The sequence below is a fragment of the Acinetobacter sp. V110_1 genome (assembly GCF_031798975.1).
Lineage (GTDB): Bacteria > Pseudomonadota > Gammaproteobacteria > Pseudomonadales > Moraxellaceae > Acinetobacter > Acinetobacter nosocomialis_A.
Genome location: NZ_JAVQNN010000030.1, coordinates 867,341 through 888,597 on the forward strand (window position 1 = coordinate 867,341; position 21,257 = coordinate 888,597).

The following is a 21,257-nucleotide window of genomic DNA, read 5'->3' on the forward strand; positions in this document are numbered from 1 at the left end:
AATTAAATCATTAGAAAAGTAAGGCTAAATAATGGGTGGGTTATTGTTAAGTGGGGGTTATAGAGGGGTAATATTTAATTTGGTGCTAACTTTGCAATATAATTGGGAAATTAGAGATTCGTTAACACTTTATTCGTTTTAAATTTTGGTGCTTCTCTAATCTTTTTTCAATAATACAAATTTATTATTAATAAATCCTATAAAAAAACAACCATATACTTATAAAAAATCATTATAGGTATATGGTTATATCAGCAAATATTTTATTCCTTATACCAATTTTCTGGAATTAAAGCATTACCGCCCCTAAAAGGATCCAACAAATGAATATTATTCAAACCTTTAAACATAATAGATGGTACATGTTCAAACATTAATATTTGAAATTCATGCTTATAATTAATATTCACAGTATCAATAAAATTATTTAACAGCTGAAAAGCAATTTTTATTTTCTCTTGATCACTATACTTTACATCTTTTGATGCACCATCATCACCCCAATAAGGTCTACTTGGTTGATCTATTATTAAAAAAGAAGGTACAAATTTAGATCCTTTATTAATTGCTACTTCATGCAAAGATAAAAAATGAATTAAATGTAAAAACATATGATTTGAACTACTACCAATATTTTCAATTAGGGTAGACTTCGGCTTTCTTAGTTGAATCTTCTTATCTTTATAATTAAAACTTGCATACCAATTTGCATAATTATCTAGTGCACCATTTACCTGTTGCATTAATTCAGTAGCAACCTCATCAATCAAACCAATGGTAGCTACTCTTTCATCTTCAACATTTTTAACATTAATTGAATTATATTCATTTTCAATATCGTTGATCTCAGGCAAATTATTAGATAACTTATTACTTTCTAGCTGCGTATAAATACTAAGTTTGCCTTTTGCCTCACCAATAAATTCCCATTTATTTTGCAACTCCAAAAATGATTGAGGAGCCTCAGGTAGTACTTGGAGCTCATACATTAACTTTTCTTTCTCAACTTTAAGTCGGATTATCTCAGAATTTATCTGACTTTCTACGGGCTGTTTAGCTTGAATTTCTTTTTTAATATTCGAAAGATCTAATTTTAGAGCACTAATTAATTCATCAAAAACTTCAGATTTAACCACTTCATTTGATCTTTTTACTAAAGCTTCAATCGGCTTTAAACTATCTCTAGAGTTTTTTAAAATTTTCTTATAATTTGAATAATCATCATTAAATTGAGAACATTCTTTTAACTGCTTATTGATAATAAATAATCTTGAATTGATTTCTTCACGTCTTTTTGTTGAAAAATCATAATCAGGAATAGTTTTAGTATTCTCTAATAAACTATATAAATCGATCGGTAATATATTAGTATCAACTTGGGAAATAAGGCCATAAGCAACAGCTTTTGAAGCTATATTTCTAACTTCAAAATCGAAAGAATTTTTACCCTCATTTAAAAGTTTTTCTCTTTTTTCCCATTTAAGAATATCTTTAAGTAAAGAATCTTTTTTCTCTTGGGCCAAAATATTATTTAAATCATCAATACCTAAAGCTAAATCAAAAACTCTTGGTAATGCTTCACGGTATCTTGGGATTTCTTGTTTATCAAAAAAATTTTTACTATTTATAATAATATCATCTGAAATCATATTAAAAAGGAAAAAATATCTAAAAGATACTTTACTACCAGCTCTTAAAGAACTTCCTCCAAAAGGTAATTTTACCCTCTCATCTAATCCAAACTCAGAAGCAATTATTCCTTTTAACACATCTTCTTTTATATTTGTTTTAATAATTTCTGGAATAACACCTAAAGATGAAAAATAATATTCATCCGAAACACCTCTTTCAGATGGACTTTTACGAGCTAGAAAATAATTTTTATTATTAATATAAAACTTAATACCATACCAGCTCACGTTATCATTAATAATATCATGAGGAATATTATGTTCACTAGCTAAAAAACAATAATCAAAAATCTTTAATAAAGTTGATTTGCCAGTTTGACTTCCCCCAGTTATCACATTAATTTTATTTCTCTTAAAATCTAATTTTCGAAGTTCATTTTTTCTTGACCATAGAACAATCGCATCTAATCCAAAATTCATAATTTTACTCTAAAGTTTAAATAAAGTTCTTCTTCAGATTCTTGTAGCAGCTCTGAAATTTTATTAGCTGCTTTTGAGATCTTAATTGCCCTCTCACCGAATTCTTTATCGATATCCAGAATATTTCTTAGCTCAATATTTTCATTGAATTCTAAGTAATTTAAATTTATTAAAATTTGAATAGAGTTCAACGTAAGTGGTAGAGTGCTAAAATAACGTCTATTAAAATTTGTTAATAATCGTGGATATGTTGAAACAAAGGAAGCTGATCCTTTAAAAGTTGTTCGTTTATGAGATAGTAATTGCAATGTCGGTTGATGTATTACTAATGGTAAAATTAATAATGATTTGGAAATAGACAAACTTTTTACTTCGTTCATAACCGTAGCTAAAGCTACCGCCCCTATACCAATATTATTATAACCGTCCCAAAAAATTCGATAATTATTATCTTCGGATGTTTTCACTATTTGTTCCAATCTCTATGCCAACCTATTAAGTTTTCATTGGATAAATGATAAAGCTCACCGTTACTTAGCTCTGTATTAAGTTTATTGTTTGCTATCGTAAACTCTATAATACGAAGATTTCGCAATAATTCTCTTGCATTTTTTACAATATCCATGTCATGGCAACTTTCACACCAATGTTCAAACTCATTTTCCCATTTATTCGTCACATCACTATGAAAATCATTAATTTCATCATAAATAATTTCTCCATTTTGCAACCATTCATCTAAAAACCTGATTATTTTTAATCTTTGACTAGTATATTTTATAGCTTTTTCCATGTCATTTACTTTCATAGCTTGTATATTTATTAATTGCTTAATAAAGTTCTGTGAAAAAAGATCATCAGGTAACACTGGTTGAAAAGACTTACTTAACTGTAAAGGTGTTCGAGCTGTGCTAAAAATATTTCTATAACGTTTATAAAAATCATCAAAATTAATTTCTACTTTACCCCCATTTTTAATATTTATAAAATTATCAAATCTTATATTTGAGTCTAATCGCTCATAGACTTCCTGAATCCGACTTTCATCAATCATCTTATCTCTTATTGATTCTTTTATTAATATATCTAAATCATCTTGATCAAGCTCTAAATAAATTTTTTCCAAAAAATTAGCTTGTACTTCTTCATCTAATTCAAGTAAAAAATTTATATACTTTTTAATGTTATCATTATCTGTTTTTTCATATAAAACAACAATATGAGCTCTAAGCTCATGAAAAGTACTTTCTTTCTTCTTATATTTTTCTATAATTTCCAAAAAATAATTTTTTTTACTTTCAGTTTTATTAGTTACTAAATGAAATTCAGTTCTAGATATAAAATCTATCTGTTGACTCTTTTCTGCTCGACCAGCTGTTTTATCTACAATTATATTTGCCCAATTATATAAAGTCTTCCATAAATCAACATCCAATTCCGCTAAGGAAACAGCGTTATCAGAAGCATTTTTTCTGACTGTATGTTTAAGTTGAATAAGTATTTGTTGATTATTTTTAAGTGTTGTATGAACATCATCCCTGACTTCAAGGCCCACAGATTGTCCTTTCTTCAGATTAAGTAACTTATATAAAAAATAGTAATACTGATACTGAAAGCCGATCTCTTTATTATCAGCATTTGTTTTATCAGTAAAAGTTTTTATATCATTCTTCATTTAGTAAACCCATTAATATGAATGGAAATTTTTCATAGAAAAATACAGATAATGTCAGCCATTATCTGTATTTATAAAATTTAAGCAACGTCTTTTTTATATCTTATAATACATTTATCAATTTAGTTAAGTTCTACTTTAGATATAACAACCTCATAACCGCCTATCACGGCGCAAGCCTGTAACACGTAGATGTAAATAAAGCGACTCTATTATTCAAACCATCTGTTATCACCACTTCATAATGCGCGAATTTTTTACTACTTCCAACCTTGGTTGCCGTTGCAAATAACACCCTATCTTTCGCCCCACTCATATAGCGAATATCCGCCTGTAGGCCAGTATAAGGTGCATCCCCTGCATTACAAGCCATCGCAAAAGCAATATCGGCTAAAGAAAATATGACTCCGCCATGTACGCCGCCCAACGCATTCATGTGCTCATCTTTCACATTAAGCTGACAATGCGCTTCGTCAAAACTGCGATGCAGCACTTGTACACCTAATAGCTCTGCGAATTGATCAACCGTAGTATTTTCCATATTTTGCACAAACGTCTCCCTACTCGTGCGAGTATTCCCTAAGTTTTATAAATCTATATGTATTGAAATCGACTTTATAAGCCGTTAAACACTATCTTGTTTAATCTGATAGTTTGAAGAACCAAAGTCCTTGTAAGTCAGGCGGTCATCCAACTCTGAGCTTAAAGGCTGAACTTCTTGCATTGAGTTTAAGCAGCGCTGTGCAAGCTCAATGTATTCTTGCGTGCCTCTGGTTTTCCACTTTTTTTCTTGTTCTGATAAATCACGTGCAACCTTAGCAGGACTGCCGATTGCCAACACATTTGCCGGAATAACATCTTTAGTTTTGACCAAACTATTTGCGCCAATAATGGTATTTTCACCAATTTCGGCATAGTCCAAAATCACGCTGTTCATGCCGACCAAAACATTTTTGCCAATGCGGCAGCCATGCAAAGTTGTGCCATGCCCAATGTGCCCCATTTCCTCAACTAAAGTCACGCTTTGCGGAAAACCATGTACGGTGCAGCTATCTTGTATATTGGCATTTTGCTTAATATGGATACGTCCAAAATCGGCACGCAATGAAGCAAATGGCCCTACATATACGCCCGCTTCAATAATCACATCACCAATTAAAACAGCCGTTGGGTGTACAAAAGCCTCTGGGCTAACGACTGGAATAACACCGTCAATACTATAACAAGGCATGATTTAACCTCTCATTTGTTGCCACCAAACCTCCGAAACGGCGCCAATAATGTGCTGTGGCATTTGGCATTGGTCCTTCTGCTGTTGCGGCAACAGACAAGAAGTATTCATCCGCAGGTTCAAATACTTTTTTATAAATATTCATTGATAAAGTTCGTGCACTAATCGCAGGCCAGTCAGTTGGCAACAACTCAAGCGGTAATGCAGGGTCTTTCAATAAAATCCGTCGATAATAATGAATCAGCAAAGTTCGAATTTGAAAGGCCTGAACAGGTTCGAGTTGTTCGTTTTCCTGCATCAGCAACACGCCAATTTCTCTAAAAATATCGAGAAACTGTAGATATCTTTGGCGTAATTCATCGATTGGCCAGTTGGTTCTGAGCATACGTCCAATGGTATCGACCGAATTATTAAAGAGCTGCAAGGTTTCGGCTTTAAACACCACCACTTGCTCACTCATATTTAAGTCAACCAACAAGCGTTGCAGTTCAATACGGTTACAGCCCGGATAAGCCATTAAGTTTGTTGAAATATTGGCAAATCCTAACCATTCGAGTTCTTTCTTTAATAACGCTTTATTTTCAGTGTCGAGGCTAGACATCAGAATAAGATCCCAATAATGATCCCACTCTTTCATCTGGTCGTTATAAATACGTTGCTCGGCTTGCAAATAAGTCGAACGGCTTGAATCGGTAATTCGATAAAAACTGGTTCTGCCGATTTTGTCCGAACATAACCAATCATTTTTAACTAAACGAAAAACAGAGGTTCTTACAGCACGGTCATTAAAACCAAACAGCTCTAATAACTGAATCAGGCTTGCAAGACTAATGTTTCCACCCCGATGAAGTACTGAATCTCCAAAAATTGTCGAAATAAGCGAAGTTCCACTTAAGGTCTCATTCTTTACAACAGAATCAATTATTTGCTGTATTTTTGCACTCATACTCATGTCTTGGCGTTTAGTTTCAGGGTATAGATTCTATACCCTGAATGATCTTGATGTTAAGCAATCTGACGCATATCGATTACCCGCTTTGCCTTACCTTCCGAACGAGGTAAGGTCGCTTCTGTAACAACTTCTACAGTAACGCTAATCCCAATCATGGTTTTAATACGTTTCATCAACTCCTGAGCAAGTTGATTGGCCTGTATATTACAGTTATGACACATCTCTGTACGAATATGCAAAGTATCCATATGTCCTTTTTTAGTCACCAAAATTTCATAATTTGGAACTAAATGTGGAACTTGCAAAATTTGCTCTTCAATCTGAGTCGGGAAAACATTCACGCCGCGAATAATGAGCATGTCGTCGCTACGGCCCACAATTTTATCCATTTTACGCATTGCCAGATTTTCTCCAGCGAGTAAACGGGTTAAATCACGAGTACGGTAACGAATAATCGGTAAGCCTTCTTTGGTAATAGTCGTAAAGACGAGCTCGCCAAGTTCGCCATCTTTACAAACTTCACCTGTTTCAGGGTTAATAATTTCTGGGTAGAAATGATCTTCCCAAATGGTTAATCCCTCGCCCTCACCTAGACATTGCATGGCAACACCCGGTCCCATCACCTCAGACAAACCATAAATATCGAGTGCTTTAATATTGAGGCGTTCTTCAATTTCACGGCGCAGTTCGTTGGTCCACGGCTCAGCACCAAAAATACCGACTTTTAAAGACGTATTACGCGCAGTACCAAATTGCTGCTCGAGCTTTTCAATAATACTCACGCAATACGATGGCGTAACCATAATTGCAGTCGGTTTAAAGTCTTGAATAAGCTGAACTTGCTTTTCAGTTTGGCCGCCAGACATTGGAATAACTGTTGCACCTAAGCGCTCGGCACCATAATGTGCACCTAGTCCACCTGTAAATAGTCCATAGCCATAAGCCACCTGAACCATATCTTTCGCGGTTAAACCTGCCATGCGTAAACAACGCGCAACAATGTCCGACCAAGTATTAATATCCTTTTGGGTATAACCCACCACTGTCGGTTTACCCGTTGTGCCTGATGATGCATGTAAACGCACAATTTGCTCTTGCGGCACGGCAAACATCCCAAACGGATAGTTGTCTCTTAAATCCTGTTTAGTGGTAAATGGAAACTTTGCCAAATCGCCTAAAGTCACGAAGTCATCAGGATGTACACCTGCCTCATCGAACTTTTTCTTATAGACCGGACTATTTTCATATACAAAAGTCAGGGTTTGTTTTAACCGTTTAGTTTGCAGCTCTCTAAGCTCTGCAAGTGTTAATTGTTCAACATTATCCGTTGTAAGGCTGTCCATCGCCTATCTCCTCATTATGTAATTTTTAAAACCGTCTAAATTAATTTAAATTTTCCAAAATCAGTGCAACGCCTTGTCCAACACCCACACACATTGTGCAAAGTGCATAGCGTCCACCTCGTTTTTTAAGCTCACGTGTTGCCGTAATCACCAAGCGTGTACCACTCATACCTAGCGGATGGCCTAACGCAATCGCACCGCCATTTGGGTTCACGCGTTCATCGTCATCTTTTAGACCAAGTTCACGCATACAAGCCAAAGATTGGGCTGCGAATGCTTCATTCAGCTCAATCACATCCATCTGATCTAGCGTTAAACCTGTTTGCTTTAAAATTTTCTGCACAGCCGGAACAGGACCTATACCCATATATTTGGGTTCAACACCTGCACTTGCAATGCCAATTACACGTGCTAAAGGTTTTAAACCATGTGTATTTGCAAATTCACGGTTGGTAATTAACACACACGCGGCACCATCATTTACACCAGAGGCATTTCCGGCAGTCACTGAACCACCTTCTTTTTTAAACGGCGCTTTTAGTTTTGCGAGTGCTTCAAGTGTCGTTTCACGCGGATGTTCGTCTCGATTAACTACGTTCACGTTTTTCTTACGGTCTGTAATCTCAACTGGCAAAATCTCATCGTTAAAGAAACCGTTTTGTTGTGCCACAGCCGTTTTTTGTTGGCTACGCAATGCAAATGCATCTTGATCTTCACGACTAATTTGATATTTTTCAGCTACATTTTCGGCAGTTTCTGGCATGCTGTCGGTGCCGTATTGTGCTTTAAGCTGCTTATTTACAAAGCGCCAGCCAATGGTGGTGTCATAAATTTCAGGGGTACGGCTAAAAGCTTCGGTCGGTTTAGCTTGTACAAATGGTGCACGGCTCATCGACTCAACACCACCTGCCAACACAAATTGTGCTTCGCCTGCTTTAATTGAGCGTGCCGCAAGACCTACCGCATCTAAGCCAGAAGCACACAGGCGATTGACCGTCATAGCAGGTACTGTATCAGGTAAGCCTGCCAAAAGTGTTGCCATACGTGCAACGTTACGGTTGTCTTCACCTGCTTGGTTAGCACATCCTAAAAACACTTCGTCTACGGTATTCCACGGCAAGTTCGGGTGTTTATCTTTTAAATATTTGATGGGCAATGCAGCTAAATCATCTGCACGCACAGCACTTAAGGCACCTGCATATCGTCCAATTGGGGTACGAATAAAATCGCAAATTAAAACGTCTTCCATGTTGACTCCTGATTATGCAAATTCGGTCATATCACGTGAATATTGAGTAGCAATGTTTTGGGTTTTCGCTACATATTGCTTGAGGTAGATACTCGCGCGATATTTTTCCTCTCCATACAGTGCATATAAGTTATTTAAGGTTTGGAGCACATAAGCACCACCCATTTGTGTCAACCACTGGTAAGGACCCTTAGGATAATTCACTCCATATTTCATGGCATTATCAATATCTTCCAGACTCGCAACACCATGTAAACTTGCTTCACAGGCTTCATTAATGAGTAAAGCGATGGTGCGTAAGGTTAACAGTGCCGGATGGTCTTTAATCCACATCACACAAATACCAAACTGTGCAAAGTAAGCCTCAACTTTAGTCAGATCATTTGCTTCACAAAGCTCGTTATGACTGAGTACTAAAGCCTCTGCCTGCTCAAAATTATGGTGCCAATCCATTAAAACTACTTTACGGCTTAAGTAATGAATATTGGCTGACTCACCTTGGCTTAAACGTAAGTCGATATCATCTATTTGAAGGATATTGTCATCACTCGCAGATCCGCTTTTTAAACCTAAACGCGTTAAAAACGCAGGTAGCTGAGACCAAGTCCCTTTTAGCTGAATATGGGCATCAACTGGCTGTGCAGCCACAGCTTTAGGCTGAAATGTCTCGTACTGATTTTTTTCGTTATAGCGATAAAAGCCCTGTTTTGACTTACGGCCCCAAGCTCCTGCATCGACCAATTCTTTTTGAATTAGGCTCGGACGATAGCGTGGTTCGTAAAAAAACTCTTGGTAAACGCTTTGGGTCACCGAAAAGTTAACATCTTGCCCAATAAGGTCGGTAAGTTCACACGGCCCCATCGTAAAACCGCCGCACTGCTTTAAGGCATAGTCTAGCTGGTCGTAGCTGGTAACTTGTTCTTGCAGTGCTCTAAAGCCTTCTGCATAAAACGGACGTGCAATTCGGTTAACGATAAAACCGGGAGTCGACTTGGTGAGTACCGGAATTTTTTTCCAGCTCAACATCAAGTTTTTTAAAGCCAAACATAAACTGTTTAGTGTTTTTAAGCCTTGCACAATTTCAACCAGTTTCATGACTGGCGCAGGGTTAAAAAAGTGTAAACCCACCACACGCTCAGGGTGAGCAATGCCAGCCGAAATTGCAGTCACTGAAATTGAAGATGTATTACTTGCAAAAATGGTTTGCTCACTACAAATTTCAGCGAGTTGCTTAAATAAAGACTGTTTAACTTCTTTTTTCTCAACGACTGCTTCAATAACCAAGTCAGCATCACGCAGCGCTTCAATTTGATTCACCACAGTTAAACGCGCTAAGGCTTCATCAGCTTGCTGCTGTGTGAGCTTGCTCTTTTCAACTAGCTTTTTAAAAGTCTGCTCTAAGCCGTGAGCGGCTTGTTGCGCTTTTTGAGCATCCAGATCATATAAAATGGTCGAGTGCCCATTGACGATGGCTAACTGGGCAATACCGATGCCCATGGTGCCAGAACCAATAACGGCAATTCGGGCACGAGATAAGTCTAATTCTGTCATGCTTAGCGCCCTTTAAAATTTGGTTCACGTTTATTCATAAAGGCTTGTACACCTTCACGATAATCTTCTGAACGTCCAGCAATACGTTGTAAGTCACGCTCTAATAGCACTTGCTCATCAAAGGTGTTGTTGCTTGACTGATGAATTGCTTTTTTAATAAGAGATAGACCAAAAGTAGGCTGTTTCGCTAAACGTTCCGCGAGTTCAGTCACCTTTGCTTTAAGCTCGGCATCTTCAACCACATCCCAAATCATGCCCCATTCTTTTGCGGTTTCTGCTGGGAGCTTGTCACCTAACAAAGTTAAGCCCATCGCACGCGCATGGCCTACGGCACGTGGTAAAAACCATGTACCCGCAGAGTCAGGAACTAAACCTAAGCGACAAAATGCTTGTACAAAGTTTGCCGATTTAGCTGCAATCACCAAGTCACACGCTAGTGCAATATTTGCCCCTGCACCTGCTGCCACACCATTTACGGCGCAAATCACAGGCTTCGGCATATTTACAATCGTCTTAATGAGCGGGTTATAGTAAGTTTCAATGGAATATCCTAAATCTGGAGCTTCAGCATTTGGGTCAACTACACGGTCACCTAAATCTTGCCCAGCACAGAAGCCACGGCCTTCGCCACTAATCACCACACAGCGAACATCCGGATTTTTGGTCCACTGGTTTAAAACCTCAGCCACTTCGCGATGCATATCAACGTTAAAGCTATTCAGTGCTTTTGGGCGGTTAAATGTCAGGTAGCCAACACCATTTTTTTCTTCAGCAATAATATTTTGATAGTCCATCACTCACCTCTAAACACTGGCTTTCTTTTCTCAAAGAAAGCATTAATCCCTTCGTTTCGATCTTTTGTAGCCGCCAGCCAGACAAAGTTTTGACGTTCAAACTTGAGTCCCTGACTTAAAGTCGTTTCATGAATACTTTTAATTGATTGTTTAATCACACGAATCGCTAAAGGCGCTTGTTTGGCAATTTTGGCTGCAAGTTGAACCGCATATTCGACGGTTAATTCGGTCGGCACCACTTGACTGCAAATGCCATGTTGCTCTGCCTGTTTTGCCGAAATCATTTCACCTGTCATGGCCCAGCGCATGGTAAGTTGTTGCCCTACCAAGCGCGCTAAACGCTGTGTTCCACCTGCACCCGGCAACATCCCAAGGCCAATTTCAGGTAATGCAAAACGGGCATTTTCACCGCAAATCACCATGTCCGAATGCAAAACCAACTCAAACCCAGCGCCTAAGGCATAGCCATTGACTGCACTAATCAGTGGCTTACTAAATGCATCAATTTTTTGCCAAAGCTTCGGGCGAATATCGAGTTGCAAAGACACGGCATCCATTGCAGCCAGCTCGCTAAGATCTGCTCCAGCCGCAAAACACTGAACGTTACCCGTTAAAACCACTGCTTTGACTTGAGCATTATGTTCAGCTTGTTCGAGCAACTCGCATAAACACTGCAATGTTGCATTGTTTAAAGCATTTCTTTTTTCTGGACGGTTTAGGGTTAATAACAAAACACCGTCAGTTGCTGTACTGGCTTTGATTAACTCTTGCATGACAGCCTCTACTCATCAAAACTCAAACGTACATTTGGGCCTTTTGGTAAGGTTTGACAGCTAAGTACATAGCCCTTTTCGACTTCATCTTTTTCAAGGCTATAGTTAAGGAACATATCAACTTCACCAGAAACAACTTTACAACGACAAGTCGCACATACCCCACCTTTACAGGCATATGGTAAGTCAGCACCCGCACGTAAAGCCGCATCAAGAATACTTTCATCGTCCTGAGCCACAGAAACAATCAGCTCACGACCATCTAAAATGATGTTTACTTTTTCTTCTTTACGGTTTGCATCAGCTTCAGCGCTACGTTTACGAGCCTGCCCCGTATGGAAACGTTCGGTGTGGATTTTTTCTTTTGCAATACCATAGCTTGGCAAAGTGCTCTCTACGGCATTCATCATTTCATCTGGACCACAGGCAAACACATGGTCAAAACTCGTTTCAAGCACATCAAAATCAAAAAGTTGTTTTAGCTTTTCTTCATCAATACGACCATTCATCAGCTCACTGTCATTGAACTCACGAGAAAAAATATTGATGAGCTGAAAGCGTTCTTTAAACTGATCTTTCAAATCCATAATTTGCTCAGCAAACATGGTTTGTTTCCATGAGCGATTGCCATAGAGCAAGGTAAATTTCGCTTCTGGTTGTTCAAATAAAACTTGTTTAACAATCGATAAAATTGGGGTAATACCACTGCCTGCAGCAACACCTAAATAGTTTTGTCCGCCCATCTTGGCTGCTTTTTGAAAAAACACACCTTGTGGTGGCATCACTTCAAGCACATCACCCACTTTTAAATGGTCATTTGCCCAGTTTGAAAATTGACCCTGATCAATTTTTTTAACCGCAATACTGATGTCTTCTTTGCCCGCATAGCTACAAATTGAATAACAACGGCGGATTTCACCCGCTTCGGTTAAATGGCGAATGGTTAAATGTTGCCCCGGTTGAAATTGAAATTGTTCTTGTTGTTCAGGTACAACGTCAAATGCAATACAAATTGCCTGATCGGTTTGAGGCGTAATACTTTTTACTTTTAATGGTACAAATTGGCTCATGGCTGATTTCCTTATCTAAAGACTTAAATACATTTGAAGTAATCAAAAGGCTCAAGACAGTCCTGACATTTATAAAGTGCTTTACAGGCGGTAGAACTAAACTCGGTTAACAGTCGGGTGTGTCGGCTTTTACAACGTGGACACTCGACACCATCATTTAAGTGAACATGAGTCCCACACTGATGCGCCAACCCTTCTGGTGGTGCAATGCCATAAACTTGCAGTTTCTTTTTACCCGCTTCAGACATCCAGTCCGTGGTCCATGCTTCTGACAAATCGACTATTACTTTGACTGGTGTCAAAGCTTCTGCGGTAAAGGCTTCAGCAATTTGTGCTTTCAACATATCCGTTGCTGGACAACCGCTATATGTCGGAGTTAGACGAACAATAATTTCTTGTTGATCGTTAATTTCTACACCGCGAATCATGCCCAAATCCACAACAGATAAAACCGGAATTTCAGGGTCACTTACCGTTTGTAGAACATCCCAACATTGGTCGATGCAATGACGAATCATTTGCATGGCTCACCTCCTTGTCTTACCAGGTCATGCCCGGATAAGTTCTTTGAATACATTGCATTTCAGCCAACAAATAACCTAAATGCTCGGTATGCAATCCTTGTTTTGCACCGCGGCGATAAGCACCGTTCACAGCAACATTTAATTCAAAACGCTTAAGCTCATCTGCAATGGTTTGGTTCCATTGTTCTTTTTCATTTGAAAAATCTGGAATCACCCCTTCTGCAACTAATGCTTGTTCATCTGCATTAAGTTCAAATAATTCAGCAGTAAAACGCCATAAATTATTTAAACCGTCTTGCACACGTTGATGCGCTTCATCTGTGCTTAAACTTAAACGTTCCATCCAGCTTGTCGAAAAGCGGATGTGGTACTTCACTTCTTTTAAAGATTTCACGGCAAGCGCGCTTAATTCAGGAAGTGAGCTCTGGGTTAAAGCCGTAAATAAATGAAGATGGTAATGATCCATCAACCATTGGCGTACAATCGTTTGTGCAAAATCGCCATTCGGTTGTTCACACAACAATAGGTTTAAAAATTCACGTTCTGTACGGAAATACGCAAGCTGATCTTCATCACGCTTAGCTTCATCATATTGACCTGCTAACGTCAGAAAGTTTCTTGCCTGACCTAATAAGTCCAAACCGATATTTGCTAAAGCAATATCAACTTCAAGCTCAGGTGCATGCCCACACCATTCAGCCAAACGCTGAGATAAAACCAATTGACTGTCGCCAATATGTAATAAGAATTTAGATAAAACTGAATGATTCATTTCCATTCCCCTTACATGTGCTCAATGCCATCTGGGATATGGTAAAAAGTCGGATGACGATAAACCTTGTCTAAAGAAGGATCGAAAAATTCAGCTTTTTCATCTGGCTGTGATGACTTAATCAGTTCTGAACGAACTACCCAAATGCTAATTCCTTCATTACGGCGCGTATAAACATCACGAGCATGTTGTAGTGCGATTTCATCATCAGGTGCTCTTAAGCTGCCTACGTGACGGTGGCTTAAGCCTTGTTTACTACGTACAAATACTTCGTAGAGCGACCAGTTGTTTTTATCTTCCATTTTGATTTCCTCAAATTTTTCCATAAATCTTGTTAAGCCACTTTGTTCGCTTCAAGCTGCTGTTTTTTCGCGTAGACTACTGCTGCATCACGAACCCATTTGCCGCTTTCCCATGCCTTACGGCGCGCTTCGATACGCTCGTGATTACATGGTCCACGTCCGGCAATCACTTCATTAAATTCGTGCCAGTCTATCTCGCCAAACTCGTAGTGGCCTGTTTCTTCATTCAGTTTTAAATCTGGGTCTGGAACTTCCAAACCTAGCTGTAAAATTTGCGGCACAGTGTTATCAACAAACTTTTGACGTAATTCATCGTTACTAAAGCGTTTGATTTTCCACGCCATGCTTTGCGCGCTGTTTGGAGAATGCTCATCACTTGGACCAAACATCATAAGTGCTGGCCACCAGTAGCGATTTACCGCATCTTGTGCCATCTGTTTTTGTTCTGGTGTACCGCCTGCCAAAGCCATCATCGCTTCAAAACCTTGGCGTTGGTGGAAACTTTCTTCTTTACAAATACGTACCATTGCACGTGCATATGGCCCGTAAGACGTACGGCAAAGCGCAACTTGGTTCACAATGGCTGCCCCATCGACAAGCCAACCAATTGCAGCAACATCTGCCCAAGTCAAAGTTGGATAGTTAAAGATTGATGAGTATTTCATTTTCCCATCAATTAATTTTTCCATCATGTCATCACGGTCAGCACCTAAAGTTTCTGCCGCACTGTACAAATACAAACCATGACCTGCTTCATCTTGTACTTTCGCCAATAAAACTGCTTTACGTTTTAAAGTTGGAGCACGAGTAATCCAGTTCCCTTCAGGCAACATACCTACAATTTCAGAATGGCCATGTTGCCCGATTTGACGAATCAATGTTTTGCGATAGGCATCGGGCATTTGATCCTTAGCCTCGATCGTAATTTCATTGGCAATATTTTGTTCAAATTTCTGGTAATTGTTTTCCATTCTTTCATTCCCTGTAGGTATCACCCTTGAATCTATTTTTCGATACACCAAAAACAAAGTCAATCACTTTTTTAGTATCAAATTAAATTAGACCCACAAAAATACAATAAATATTTGAAATAAATTAAATTTAATTAAAAACAAAAAACCTTTTTACTTTTACAAATCAAAATAAAGTTGACTTTTAGACAAATTAATCTGAAATTATGAATCATATTTTTGCAATTTTTATAATTGACGTATCACATAAAAAAAGGAGTTTGGTCATGCTTGAACAAGCACACCTAGAAGGAACCTCAACTGACACAGATTTTCAGCAGTCTGAGCATCAACTGCCTCATCTTGCTTCTTCTGTCTATGGAACATGGCATTCGACGAGTGAAGAACTACGTCCTGTTTATCATGCCATTACAGGTGAATCGATTTATGCCGTAAGTAGTCATGGCATTGATATGAAACGTGTTGTTCAATATGCCAAACAAAATGGTTCAGAACTGGCTAACTGGACGTTTCACCAACGTGCGAATGCATTAAAACAAATTGCTCAACATTTACTTGAGCGTAAAGAAGAGTTCTACAAACTTGCTTATGCAACAGGTGCAACTCGTAAAGATGCATGGATTGATATTGAAGGTGGCATCCAGACATTATTTGCTTATTCAAGTCTGGTTCGCCGTGAACTCAATGATGAAAAAATTATTACTGAAGACAGCTGGATTCAACTCTCTAAAAATGGAACTTTCGGCGCTAAACACATTTTAAGCCCTAAAGCGGGTGTTGCCGTTCACATTAACGCTTTTAACTTCCCAATTTGGGGAATGCTTGAAAAAATTGCACCGACGCTACTTGCAGGTGTGCCATGTATTGTAAAACCTGCAACCGATGGCTCTCAATTAACTCAAGCTGTTGTAAAAGCGATTGAAGAAGCACATGTATTACCAAAAGGTTCGCTACAACTCATTTGTGGTCAGACTTATGATTTGTTCGACCACTTAGGTCCACAAGACTGTGTTACGTTTACAGGTTCTGCTTACACAGGTCAAAAACTGCGTAACCACCCTCACCTCAATAAATATTCGATTCCATTTAGCATGGAAGCCGACTCGGTAAACAGTGCAATTTTAAGCCCTGAAGCAAATGAAGAAACTGTCGATTTATTTGTGCGTGAAGTCTTCCGTGAAATGACCACCAAAGCAGGTCAAAAATGTACTGCTATTCGTCGTGCATTTGTTCCTGAAAATTTGTTAGCGACTGTGCAAGAGAAGCTAACTGCCAAACTTGCTAAAGTTGTGGTGGGCGACCCTCAAAAAGAAGAAACTACCATGGGTGCTTTAGCCAGCATTAAACAAAAACATGACGTTGCAGAAAAAGTTGCTGAACTCAGCAAAGACGCGAAAATTGTTTTTGGTGGCAACGATAGCTTTACATTTAATGTAGACCATCCTGAAAAAGGTGCTTTTTTCGCTCCAACTTTATTGCTGTGCGAACAGCCTTTACAAGCGAAGAATGTTCATACCACAGAAGCTTTCGGTCCGGTATGTACACTCATGCCATATCAAAACATTGAAGAACTAGCTGACCTTGTTTCACGTGGTGAAGGTAGCTTAGTGGCTTCTGTCGTTAAAAATAACGATGAGAATATTGAGCAGATTATTCAAAAAATTGCGCCTTGGCATGGACGTGTGCATGTACTCGATACAGAGTCAGCAAAAGAAAGTACAGGACATGGTTCTCCACTTCCACATTTAGTACACGGCGGTCCTGGTCGTGCAGGTGGCGGTGAAGAGTTAGGTGGTATTCGTGCAGTTAAACACTACATGCAGCGCACTGCAATTCAGGGTTCTCCAAATAGCTTGACGCAAATTACCCACTCGTGGACTGCCGGCTCGAAAGTTAACGAAGACCGTGTACATCCATTTAAAAAGTCTTTTGATGAGTTAGTGATTGGTGAACGTTTATTAACAGCGCGCCGTACAGTCACCGAAGCAGATATTGTCAATTTCGCGTGTTTAAGCGGTGACTACTTCTATGCACATACCGACAAAATCGCCGCGGCCGAGTCTTTCTTTGGTGAACGCGTTGCGCATGGTTACTTCATTGTGTCTGCTGCTGCAGGTCTATTTGTAGATGCAGCACAAGGTCCTGTGATTGCCAATTATGGTATGGACAACTTACGCTTTGTTGAACCGGTTAAAATTGGTGACTCGATTCAGGTTGAATTGACCTGTAAGCAAAAAACACCTAAGCCACAAAAAGACCCATCTCAACCTGCGCATGGCGTTGTGGTATGGGATATTAAAGTCAAAAACCAACGCGGTGAACTTGTCGCAACTTACGACATTTTAACTTTAGTTGCTCGCGAGGCTTAATGTTTAAAATGAGATGGGGTCACCTCGTCCCCATCTCATTTTTTTAGCACTCAATGGCGTTAACAGCGAGACCACCTTTTGAAGTCTCTTTATATTTCTCAGACATATCTTTGCCAGTTTCTTTCATGGTCTGAATCACTTTATCTAGCGTGACAAAGTGTTCATCATCATCATGAAGTGCCATTTGGGCTGCGTTAATGGCTTTTACGGCTGCAATTGCATTTCGCTCAATGCAAGGCACCTGAACCAAACCACCAATCGGGTCACACGTTAAACCCAAATTATGTTCAAGCCCAATTTCAGCCGCATGTTCCACCTGTTCAGGCGATGCTCCTAAAATTTCGGCTAAACCCGCCGAAGCCATTGCACATGCCGAACCGACTTCGCCCTGACACCCAACCTCTGCACCAGAAATAGAAGCATTGAGTTTACATAAAATGCCGACGGCTGCCGCACTTAAAAAGAAACGAACCACTTTATCTTCGGAAAAGTCTTTAGAGAAAGTCACGTAGTAATATAAAACTGCTGGAATAATTCCTGCGGCCCCATTTGTAGGTGCCGTCACCACTCGACCTCCAGCAGCATTTTCTTCATTTACCGCTAAGGCAAATAAATTGACCCATTCCATAGCATGAAAGGTCGTCACAATCAGGTTTGAGTTTTTCTTATTTAATAACTTATCATGAATTTTTTTAGCCCGACGTTTTACGTTTAATCCGCCCGGTAATATGCCTTCATTAATTAATCCGTTGTGAATGCACTGCTGCATCACTTTCCAGATTTCCATAATCTTGCTACGAACCTCAGTTTCACTACGCCAGCTTTTTTCATTTTCAAGCATTAACTCACTCACCGATAAATGATGAGTTTTACATAAGCTTAAAAGTTCAGCCGCACTGTGAAACGGATATGGAACCTTAACGTCGTTAGGCTCAGACTGGGTTTGTGTTAATTGCATTTGGCTGACAATAAAGCCACCACCAACCGAATAGTAAGTTTCTGCATATAAAATTTCTTGAGCCTCGTTATAGGCAATCAGTTCCATTGCATTTGGGTGATAAGACAAAGATTCATCTAAAAAAAGCACATCATGCTTATAGTCAAAAGAAATCGTCTTTTGCTGATTAAGTTGGATGGCTTTATTTTCAAGAACATCTTCAATCAAGCTTGTGCTCAATTGAGTATCGATATGTTCAGGGTCAAAGCCCATTAAGCCTAACAGAACCGCCTTATCTGTCGCATGACCGACACCCGTTGCCGACAGCGAACCATATAAATTCACCTGAACTTTAACCGTTGCTTGTAAATCGTTTTGCTTCAATAAATCATCCACAAAACTGTATGCCGCTCGCATGGGTCCAACTGTATGGGAGCTAGATGGACCGATGCCAATTTTAAAAAGATCAAATACACTAATAAACACTGGGTCCTACCTTAGATTCATTATTATTCGTATGTTCGTCATTATTGTGTCCTTTCGGATAGCTCTAAAATTATCATTAAGCTAAGCACAAATCACGAATAACTCTTGGGTAGTCGCACAAAAAGACAACGGTTGCACAATGGCCCTAAGCTCATGAGTCCATAGTCATAAATTTTAAGACTTCTATTTTTTAGTAGATGTTTAAAATGATTCTTAAATTAATTTAATGCATAAATTTGTATAAATAACAAACAGCATATATTAGCCATTAGTCGCACGCCCCTATTTTTACTCATTTTTACTGGTAAAGTGCTTTACATGGTTTGATACAACCTACTTAACTCAGATGCATAATTCACCTGTTCTTGCATCTGAAGTTTTTCTGCCTCTAGTCCGCTAGGGGCTTTTTTTTGAGTAGGTGAAATAAAATAATAAAAGCCCATCTTTTGACAGGCTTTCTTGTTCGGTCTTAAATCAATTTTTAATTAAAAAAATTAACCGCAGTTCGCGTTGGTAATTTTTTTAGTTGCTGGATCAATGGTAACAGTGACACGGTTTGTACGATAATCCATTGTCATTGGCTGACCTGGAGCGACTCTACGTACAATTTCTGACTTGGTTTTTTGTTTGATTTGGTCATCAGTTAAGCCAGACTGACCCACTAATTTTTGAGCTTCTTCAGCTACACAGTTAGCTTGGTTATCACGGAATAATTTCCACTCTTCGACCACTTGACCATTTGGCAAATGACAATACCCAACCTGACCATTTGCTTCATTTCTAATTTCTAATTTTCCACCTTGCTCAACACAATATTTGCTTGCTGGATTTGGTGAACCAATTCTTGGTGGAGTTGAGTCTTTATGTTGTACTGCTGAGCAAGCCGTTAACGAAACAAGCGCTAATCCAAGAAAGATAGTTTTTTTCATAAATTTTACTTCTTACTAAAAAAGCTAAAGATATCAAAAAAACTCATGTTTTATATGCGTTGTTTACAATAAAAAACCTTCATAGAGAGTAACTTACAAAATAATGAATTATTCCAAGCGGTAAATTATGATGAACAAGATCAAGCAACAGATGTATGAGCTACGATCTTTCTAAAATACGTGCTCCAACGCCTTCTTGTCCCAATACATCATCTGGGTTTCTTAAAGGACATTGTTCTAATGACAAGCATCCACAGCCAATACACCAATCCATCTCATCTCGCAGCCGCGTAAGCTTTTGAATACGATCATCCAAATTTTTCCGCCAGTCCAGAGATAGCTCTTTCCATTGCTGCGCAGTTAATTTAGATCCCATTGGGTACTTGCTTAAAGCTTGTTTAATTTCCTCTAATGGAATACCAACCTTTTGTGCAATTTTAATGATCGCAATATAACGCAGCACAACTAAAGTAAAACGACGTTGGTTACCATTGGTTCTTATACTTTTAATCAAACCTTTAGATTCATAAAAATGAAGCGTTGAAACTGCAACACCACTACGTTTTGCAACTTCACCTACAGTCAACAAACGGCTTTGATTCATTTCAGTCATTTCTATTAACCATAACTTTAGTTGAGGTTTTATAAAAGGATGCTGAAACTTTGTCAAATGAAGAGCTAAATTTAACAATTCAACAGCTCAGACTATTTATAGAAATTTTAAACAATGAGAAGAATTAAAAATATGATCTCATAAAATGTATAAAAAATAATCAAACTATTTAAATTAATACTGCATTTCAGATTTCATAAACAAAATACTATGGTCTAGTTTCACAGCCACAAATCCAAAACATATTGTAAACAAACGGCATGGGTGCACCGAGTGGATAGACTTTAGCCTCTTCTATTTTATATGTCTTTTTTCTCGATTCGATATGTAAAATATTATCGCAGCGTGCGATCACTGTTCCTTTTTTATATAGTTTTTTTCTTTCATTTTTTGCGTCGAATTTATATACCAAAAAGTAAACTTTTTCCCCTACCTCTATCTTTGAATGATTAACCATAATGTAACCATTACAATACTTACATTGCCAATCGTCCATATCTTAAAATATCACATACTCAAATTAAAAAAGTAGAATAACTGTTTTAGTATAAATTTAATAAAAATATAAATCTAAAAAAATATTTAAATTTAAAAAATAATACTTA

21 protein-coding genes are annotated in these 21,257 nt (G+C 38.4%); 1 reads left to right on the forward strand and 20 read right to left on the reverse strand.

Going from position 1 to position 21,257, the window contains the following annotated elements; genetic code table 11:
• Positions 1–263 precede the first annotated feature (263 nt).
• The 16 genes from RMA95_RS15045 to paaA all read right to left on the reverse strand — a co-directional run bounded on the left by RMA95_RS15045 (position 264) and on the right by paaA (position 15,318).
• Positions 264–2,111: a DUF3732 domain-containing protein gene (locus RMA95_RS15045; RefSeq protein ID WP_311071625.1), complete on the reverse strand. Its 1,848-nt coding sequence runs from the start codon at positions 2,109–2,111 to the stop codon at positions 264–266.
• Positions 2,108–2,578 carry a three component ABC system middle component gene (locus RMA95_RS15050; RefSeq protein WP_002048330.1) on the reverse strand — a complete coding sequence of 157 codons (471 nt, stop codon included), beginning with the start codon at positions 2,576–2,578 and terminating at the stop codon, positions 2,108–2,110. Before RMA95_RS15050 ends, RMA95_RS15045 begins: the two co-directional genes overlap by 4 nt.
• The gene (locus RMA95_RS15055; RefSeq protein WP_032003356.1) at positions 2,578–3,786 is read right to left on the reverse strand and encodes an ABC-three component system protein; all 1,209 of its coding nucleotides are present in this window, start codon (positions 3,784–3,786) and stop codon (positions 2,578–2,580) included. Before RMA95_RS15055 ends, RMA95_RS15050 begins: the two co-directional genes overlap by 1 nt.
• 166 nt (positions 3,787–3,952) lie before the next feature.
• The gene (locus RMA95_RS15060; RefSeq protein WP_311071630.1) at positions 3,953–4,336 is read right to left on the reverse strand and encodes a PaaI family thioesterase; all 384 of its coding nucleotides are present in this window, start codon (positions 4,334–4,336) and stop codon (positions 3,953–3,955) included.
• A 75-nt stretch (positions 4,337–4,411) separates the two neighbouring features.
• Entirely contained in the window at positions 4,412–5,017 is a 606-nt protein-coding gene (locus RMA95_RS15065; RefSeq protein WP_311071631.1) for a DapH/DapD/GlmU-related protein, read from the reverse strand.
• Positions 5,004–5,969: a phenylacetic acid degradation operon negative regulatory protein PaaX gene (paaX, locus tag RMA95_RS15070; RefSeq protein ID WP_000062822.1), complete on the reverse strand. Its 966-nt coding sequence runs from the start codon at positions 5,967–5,969 to the stop codon at positions 5,004–5,006. Before paaX ends, RMA95_RS15065 begins: the two co-directional genes overlap by 14 nt.
• A 53-nt stretch (positions 5,970–6,022) precedes the next feature.
• Positions 6,023–7,312: a phenylacetate--CoA ligase PaaK gene (gene paaK / locus RMA95_RS15075; protein ID WP_311071634.1), complete on the reverse strand. Its 1,290-nt coding sequence runs from the start codon at positions 7,310–7,312 to the stop codon at positions 6,023–6,025.
• Between the two features lie 40 nt (positions 7,313–7,352).
• Complete coding sequence (gene pcaF / locus RMA95_RS15080) at positions 7,353–8,561, reverse strand: 3-oxoadipyl-CoA thiolase (protein WP_311071636.1); 1,209 nt, start codon at positions 8,559–8,561, stop codon at positions 7,353–7,355.
• A 12-nt stretch (positions 8,562–8,573) separates the two neighbouring features.
• Entirely contained in the window at positions 8,574–10,112 is a 1,539-nt protein-coding gene (locus RMA95_RS15085; RefSeq protein ID WP_311071638.1) for a 3-hydroxyacyl-CoA dehydrogenase, read from the reverse strand.
• A 2-nt stretch (positions 10,113–10,114) separates the two neighbouring features.
• A complete protein-coding gene (gene paaG, locus RMA95_RS15090; RefSeq protein ID WP_016138680.1) occupies positions 10,115–10,906 on the reverse strand; it encodes a 2-(1,2-epoxy-1,2-dihydrophenyl)acetyl-CoA isomerase PaaG in 792 nt (263 codons plus the stop codon).
• Positions 10,906–11,679 (reverse strand): enoyl-CoA hydratase-related protein, encoded by a 774-nt coding sequence (locus RMA95_RS15095; RefSeq protein ID WP_311071640.1) that lies wholly within the window; start codon positions 11,677–11,679, stop codon positions 10,906–10,908. The genes paaG and RMA95_RS15095 overlap by 1 nt, the downstream gene beginning before the upstream one ends.
• A gap of 8 nt (positions 11,680–11,687) precedes the next feature.
• Positions 11,688–12,749, reverse strand: a complete 1,062-nt coding sequence (gene paaE / locus RMA95_RS15100; protein WP_311071643.1) for a 1,2-phenylacetyl-CoA epoxidase subunit PaaE — start codon at positions 12,747–12,749, stop codon at positions 11,688–11,690.
• A gap of 23 nt (positions 12,750–12,772) precedes the next feature.
• Positions 12,773–13,273: a 1,2-phenylacetyl-CoA epoxidase subunit PaaD gene (gene paaD / locus RMA95_RS15105; protein ID WP_311071645.1), complete on the reverse strand. Its 501-nt coding sequence runs from the start codon at positions 13,271–13,273 to the stop codon at positions 12,773–12,775.
• A gap of 16 nt (positions 13,274–13,289) precedes the next feature.
• Positions 13,290–14,045: a 1,2-phenylacetyl-CoA epoxidase subunit PaaC gene (gene paaC / locus RMA95_RS15110; RefSeq protein WP_151987459.1), complete on the reverse strand. Its 756-nt coding sequence runs from the start codon at positions 14,043–14,045 to the stop codon at positions 13,290–13,292.
• Positions 14,046–14,056: 11 nt separating this feature from the next.
• Positions 14,057–14,347 carry a 1,2-phenylacetyl-CoA epoxidase subunit PaaB gene (gene paaB / locus RMA95_RS15115; RefSeq protein ID WP_000389648.1) on the reverse strand — a complete coding sequence of 97 codons (291 nt, stop codon included), beginning with the start codon at positions 14,345–14,347 and terminating at the stop codon, positions 14,057–14,059.
• Between the two features lie 32 nt (positions 14,348–14,379).
• Entirely contained in the window at positions 14,380–15,318 is a 939-nt protein-coding gene (paaA, locus tag RMA95_RS15120; RefSeq protein ID WP_192454884.1) for a 1,2-phenylacetyl-CoA epoxidase subunit PaaA, read from the reverse strand.
• 266 nt (positions 15,319–15,584) lie between these two features.
• On the opposite strand from paaA, the gene paaZ reads away from it, so the two are divergent.
• Positions 15,585–17,687 carry a phenylacetic acid degradation bifunctional protein PaaZ gene (gene paaZ / locus RMA95_RS15125; protein WP_311071649.1) on the forward strand — a complete coding sequence of 701 codons (2,103 nt, stop codon included), beginning with the start codon at positions 15,585–15,587 and terminating at the stop codon, positions 17,685–17,687.
• Between the two features lie 43 nt (positions 17,688–17,730).
• Here the strand turns inward: paaZ and RMA95_RS15130 are convergent, their stop codons facing one another.
• The 4 genes from RMA95_RS15130 to RMA95_RS15145 form a co-directional block, all read right to left on the reverse strand.
• Entirely contained in the window at positions 17,731–19,110 is a 1,380-nt protein-coding gene (locus tag RMA95_RS15130; RefSeq protein WP_311071651.1) for an L-serine ammonia-lyase, read from the reverse strand.
• A 494-nt stretch (positions 19,111–19,604) separates the two neighbouring features.
• Positions 19,605–20,039, reverse strand: coding sequence for an I78 family peptidase inhibitor (locus RMA95_RS15135; protein WP_311071653.1), 435 nt, complete (start codon positions 20,037–20,039; stop codon positions 19,605–19,607).
• 160 nt (positions 20,040–20,199) lie between these two features.
• Complete coding sequence (soxR, locus tag RMA95_RS15140; RefSeq protein ID WP_311071655.1) at positions 20,200–20,652, reverse strand: redox-sensitive transcriptional activator SoxR; 453 nt, start codon at positions 20,650–20,652, stop codon at positions 20,200–20,202.
• A gap of 208 nt (positions 20,653–20,860) precedes the next feature.
• A complete protein-coding gene (locus RMA95_RS15145; protein ID WP_263613420.1) occupies positions 20,861–21,148 on the reverse strand; it encodes a hypothetical protein in 288 nt (95 codons plus the stop codon).
• Positions 21,149–21,257 lie beyond the last annotated feature (109 nt).

Bases quoted from the DNA above. Each gene is read 5' to 3' on its own strand.
- RMA95_RS15045 (WP_311071625.1), bottom strand. From the start codon at position 2,111: ATGAATTTTGGATTAGATGCGATTGTTCTATGGTCAAGAAAAAATGAA.
- RMA95_RS15055 (WP_032003356.1), bottom strand. From the start codon at position 3,786: ATGAAGAATGATATAAAAACTTTTACTGATAAAACAAATGCTGATAAT.
- RMA95_RS15065 (WP_311071631.1), bottom strand. From the start codon at position 5,017: ATGCCTTGTTATAGTATTGACGGTGTTATTCCAGTCGTTAGCCCAGAG.
- paaX (WP_000062822.1), bottom strand. From the start codon at position 5,969: ATGAGTATGAGTGCAAAAATACAGCAAATAATTGATTCTGTTGTAAAG.
- paaK (WP_311071634.1), bottom strand. From the start codon at position 7,312: ATGGACAGCCTTACAACGGATAATGTTGAACAATTAACACTTGCAGAG.
- pcaF (WP_311071636.1), bottom strand. From the start codon at position 8,561: ATGGAAGACGTTTTAATTTGCGATTTTATTCGTACCCCAATTGGACGA.
- RMA95_RS15085 (WP_311071638.1), bottom strand. From the start codon at position 10,112: ATGACAGAATTAGACTTATCTCGTGCCCGAATTGCCGTTATTGGTTCT.
- paaG (WP_016138680.1), bottom strand. From the start codon at position 10,906: ATGGACTATCAAAATATTATTGCTGAAGAAAAAAATGGTGTTGGCTAC.
- RMA95_RS15095 (WP_311071640.1), bottom strand. From the start codon at position 11,679: ATGCAAGAGTTAATCAAAGCCAGTACAGCAACTGACGGTGTTTTGTTA.
- paaE (WP_311071643.1), bottom strand. From the start codon at position 12,749: ATGAGCCAATTTGTACCATTAAAAGTAAAAAGTATTACGCCTCAAACC.
- paaD (WP_311071645.1), bottom strand. From the start codon at position 13,273: ATGCAAATGATTCGTCATTGCATCGACCAATGTTGGGATGTTCTACAA.
- paaC (WP_151987459.1), bottom strand. From the start codon at position 14,045: ATGAATCATTCAGTTTTATCTAAATTCTTATTACATATTGGCGACAGT.
- paaB (WP_000389648.1), bottom strand. From the start codon at position 14,347: ATGGAAGATAAAAACAACTGGTCGCTCTACGAAGTATTTGTACGTAGT.
- paaA (WP_192454884.1), bottom strand. From the start codon at position 15,318: ATGGAAAACAATTACCAGAAATTTGAACAAAATATTGCCAATGAAATT.
- paaZ (WP_311071649.1), top strand. From the start codon at position 15,585: ATGCTTGAACAAGCACACCTAGAAGGAACCTCAACTGACACAGATTTT.
- RMA95_RS15135 (WP_311071653.1), bottom strand. From the start codon at position 20,039: ATGAAAAAAACTATCTTTCTTGGATTAGCGCTTGTTTCGTTAACGGCT.
- soxR (WP_311071655.1), bottom strand. From the start codon at position 20,652: ATGACTGAAATGAATCAAAGCCGTTTGTTGACTGTAGGTGAAGTTGCA.
- RMA95_RS15145 (WP_263613420.1), bottom strand. From the start codon at position 21,148: ATGGACGATTGGCAATGTAAGTATTGTAATGGTTACATTATGGTTAAT.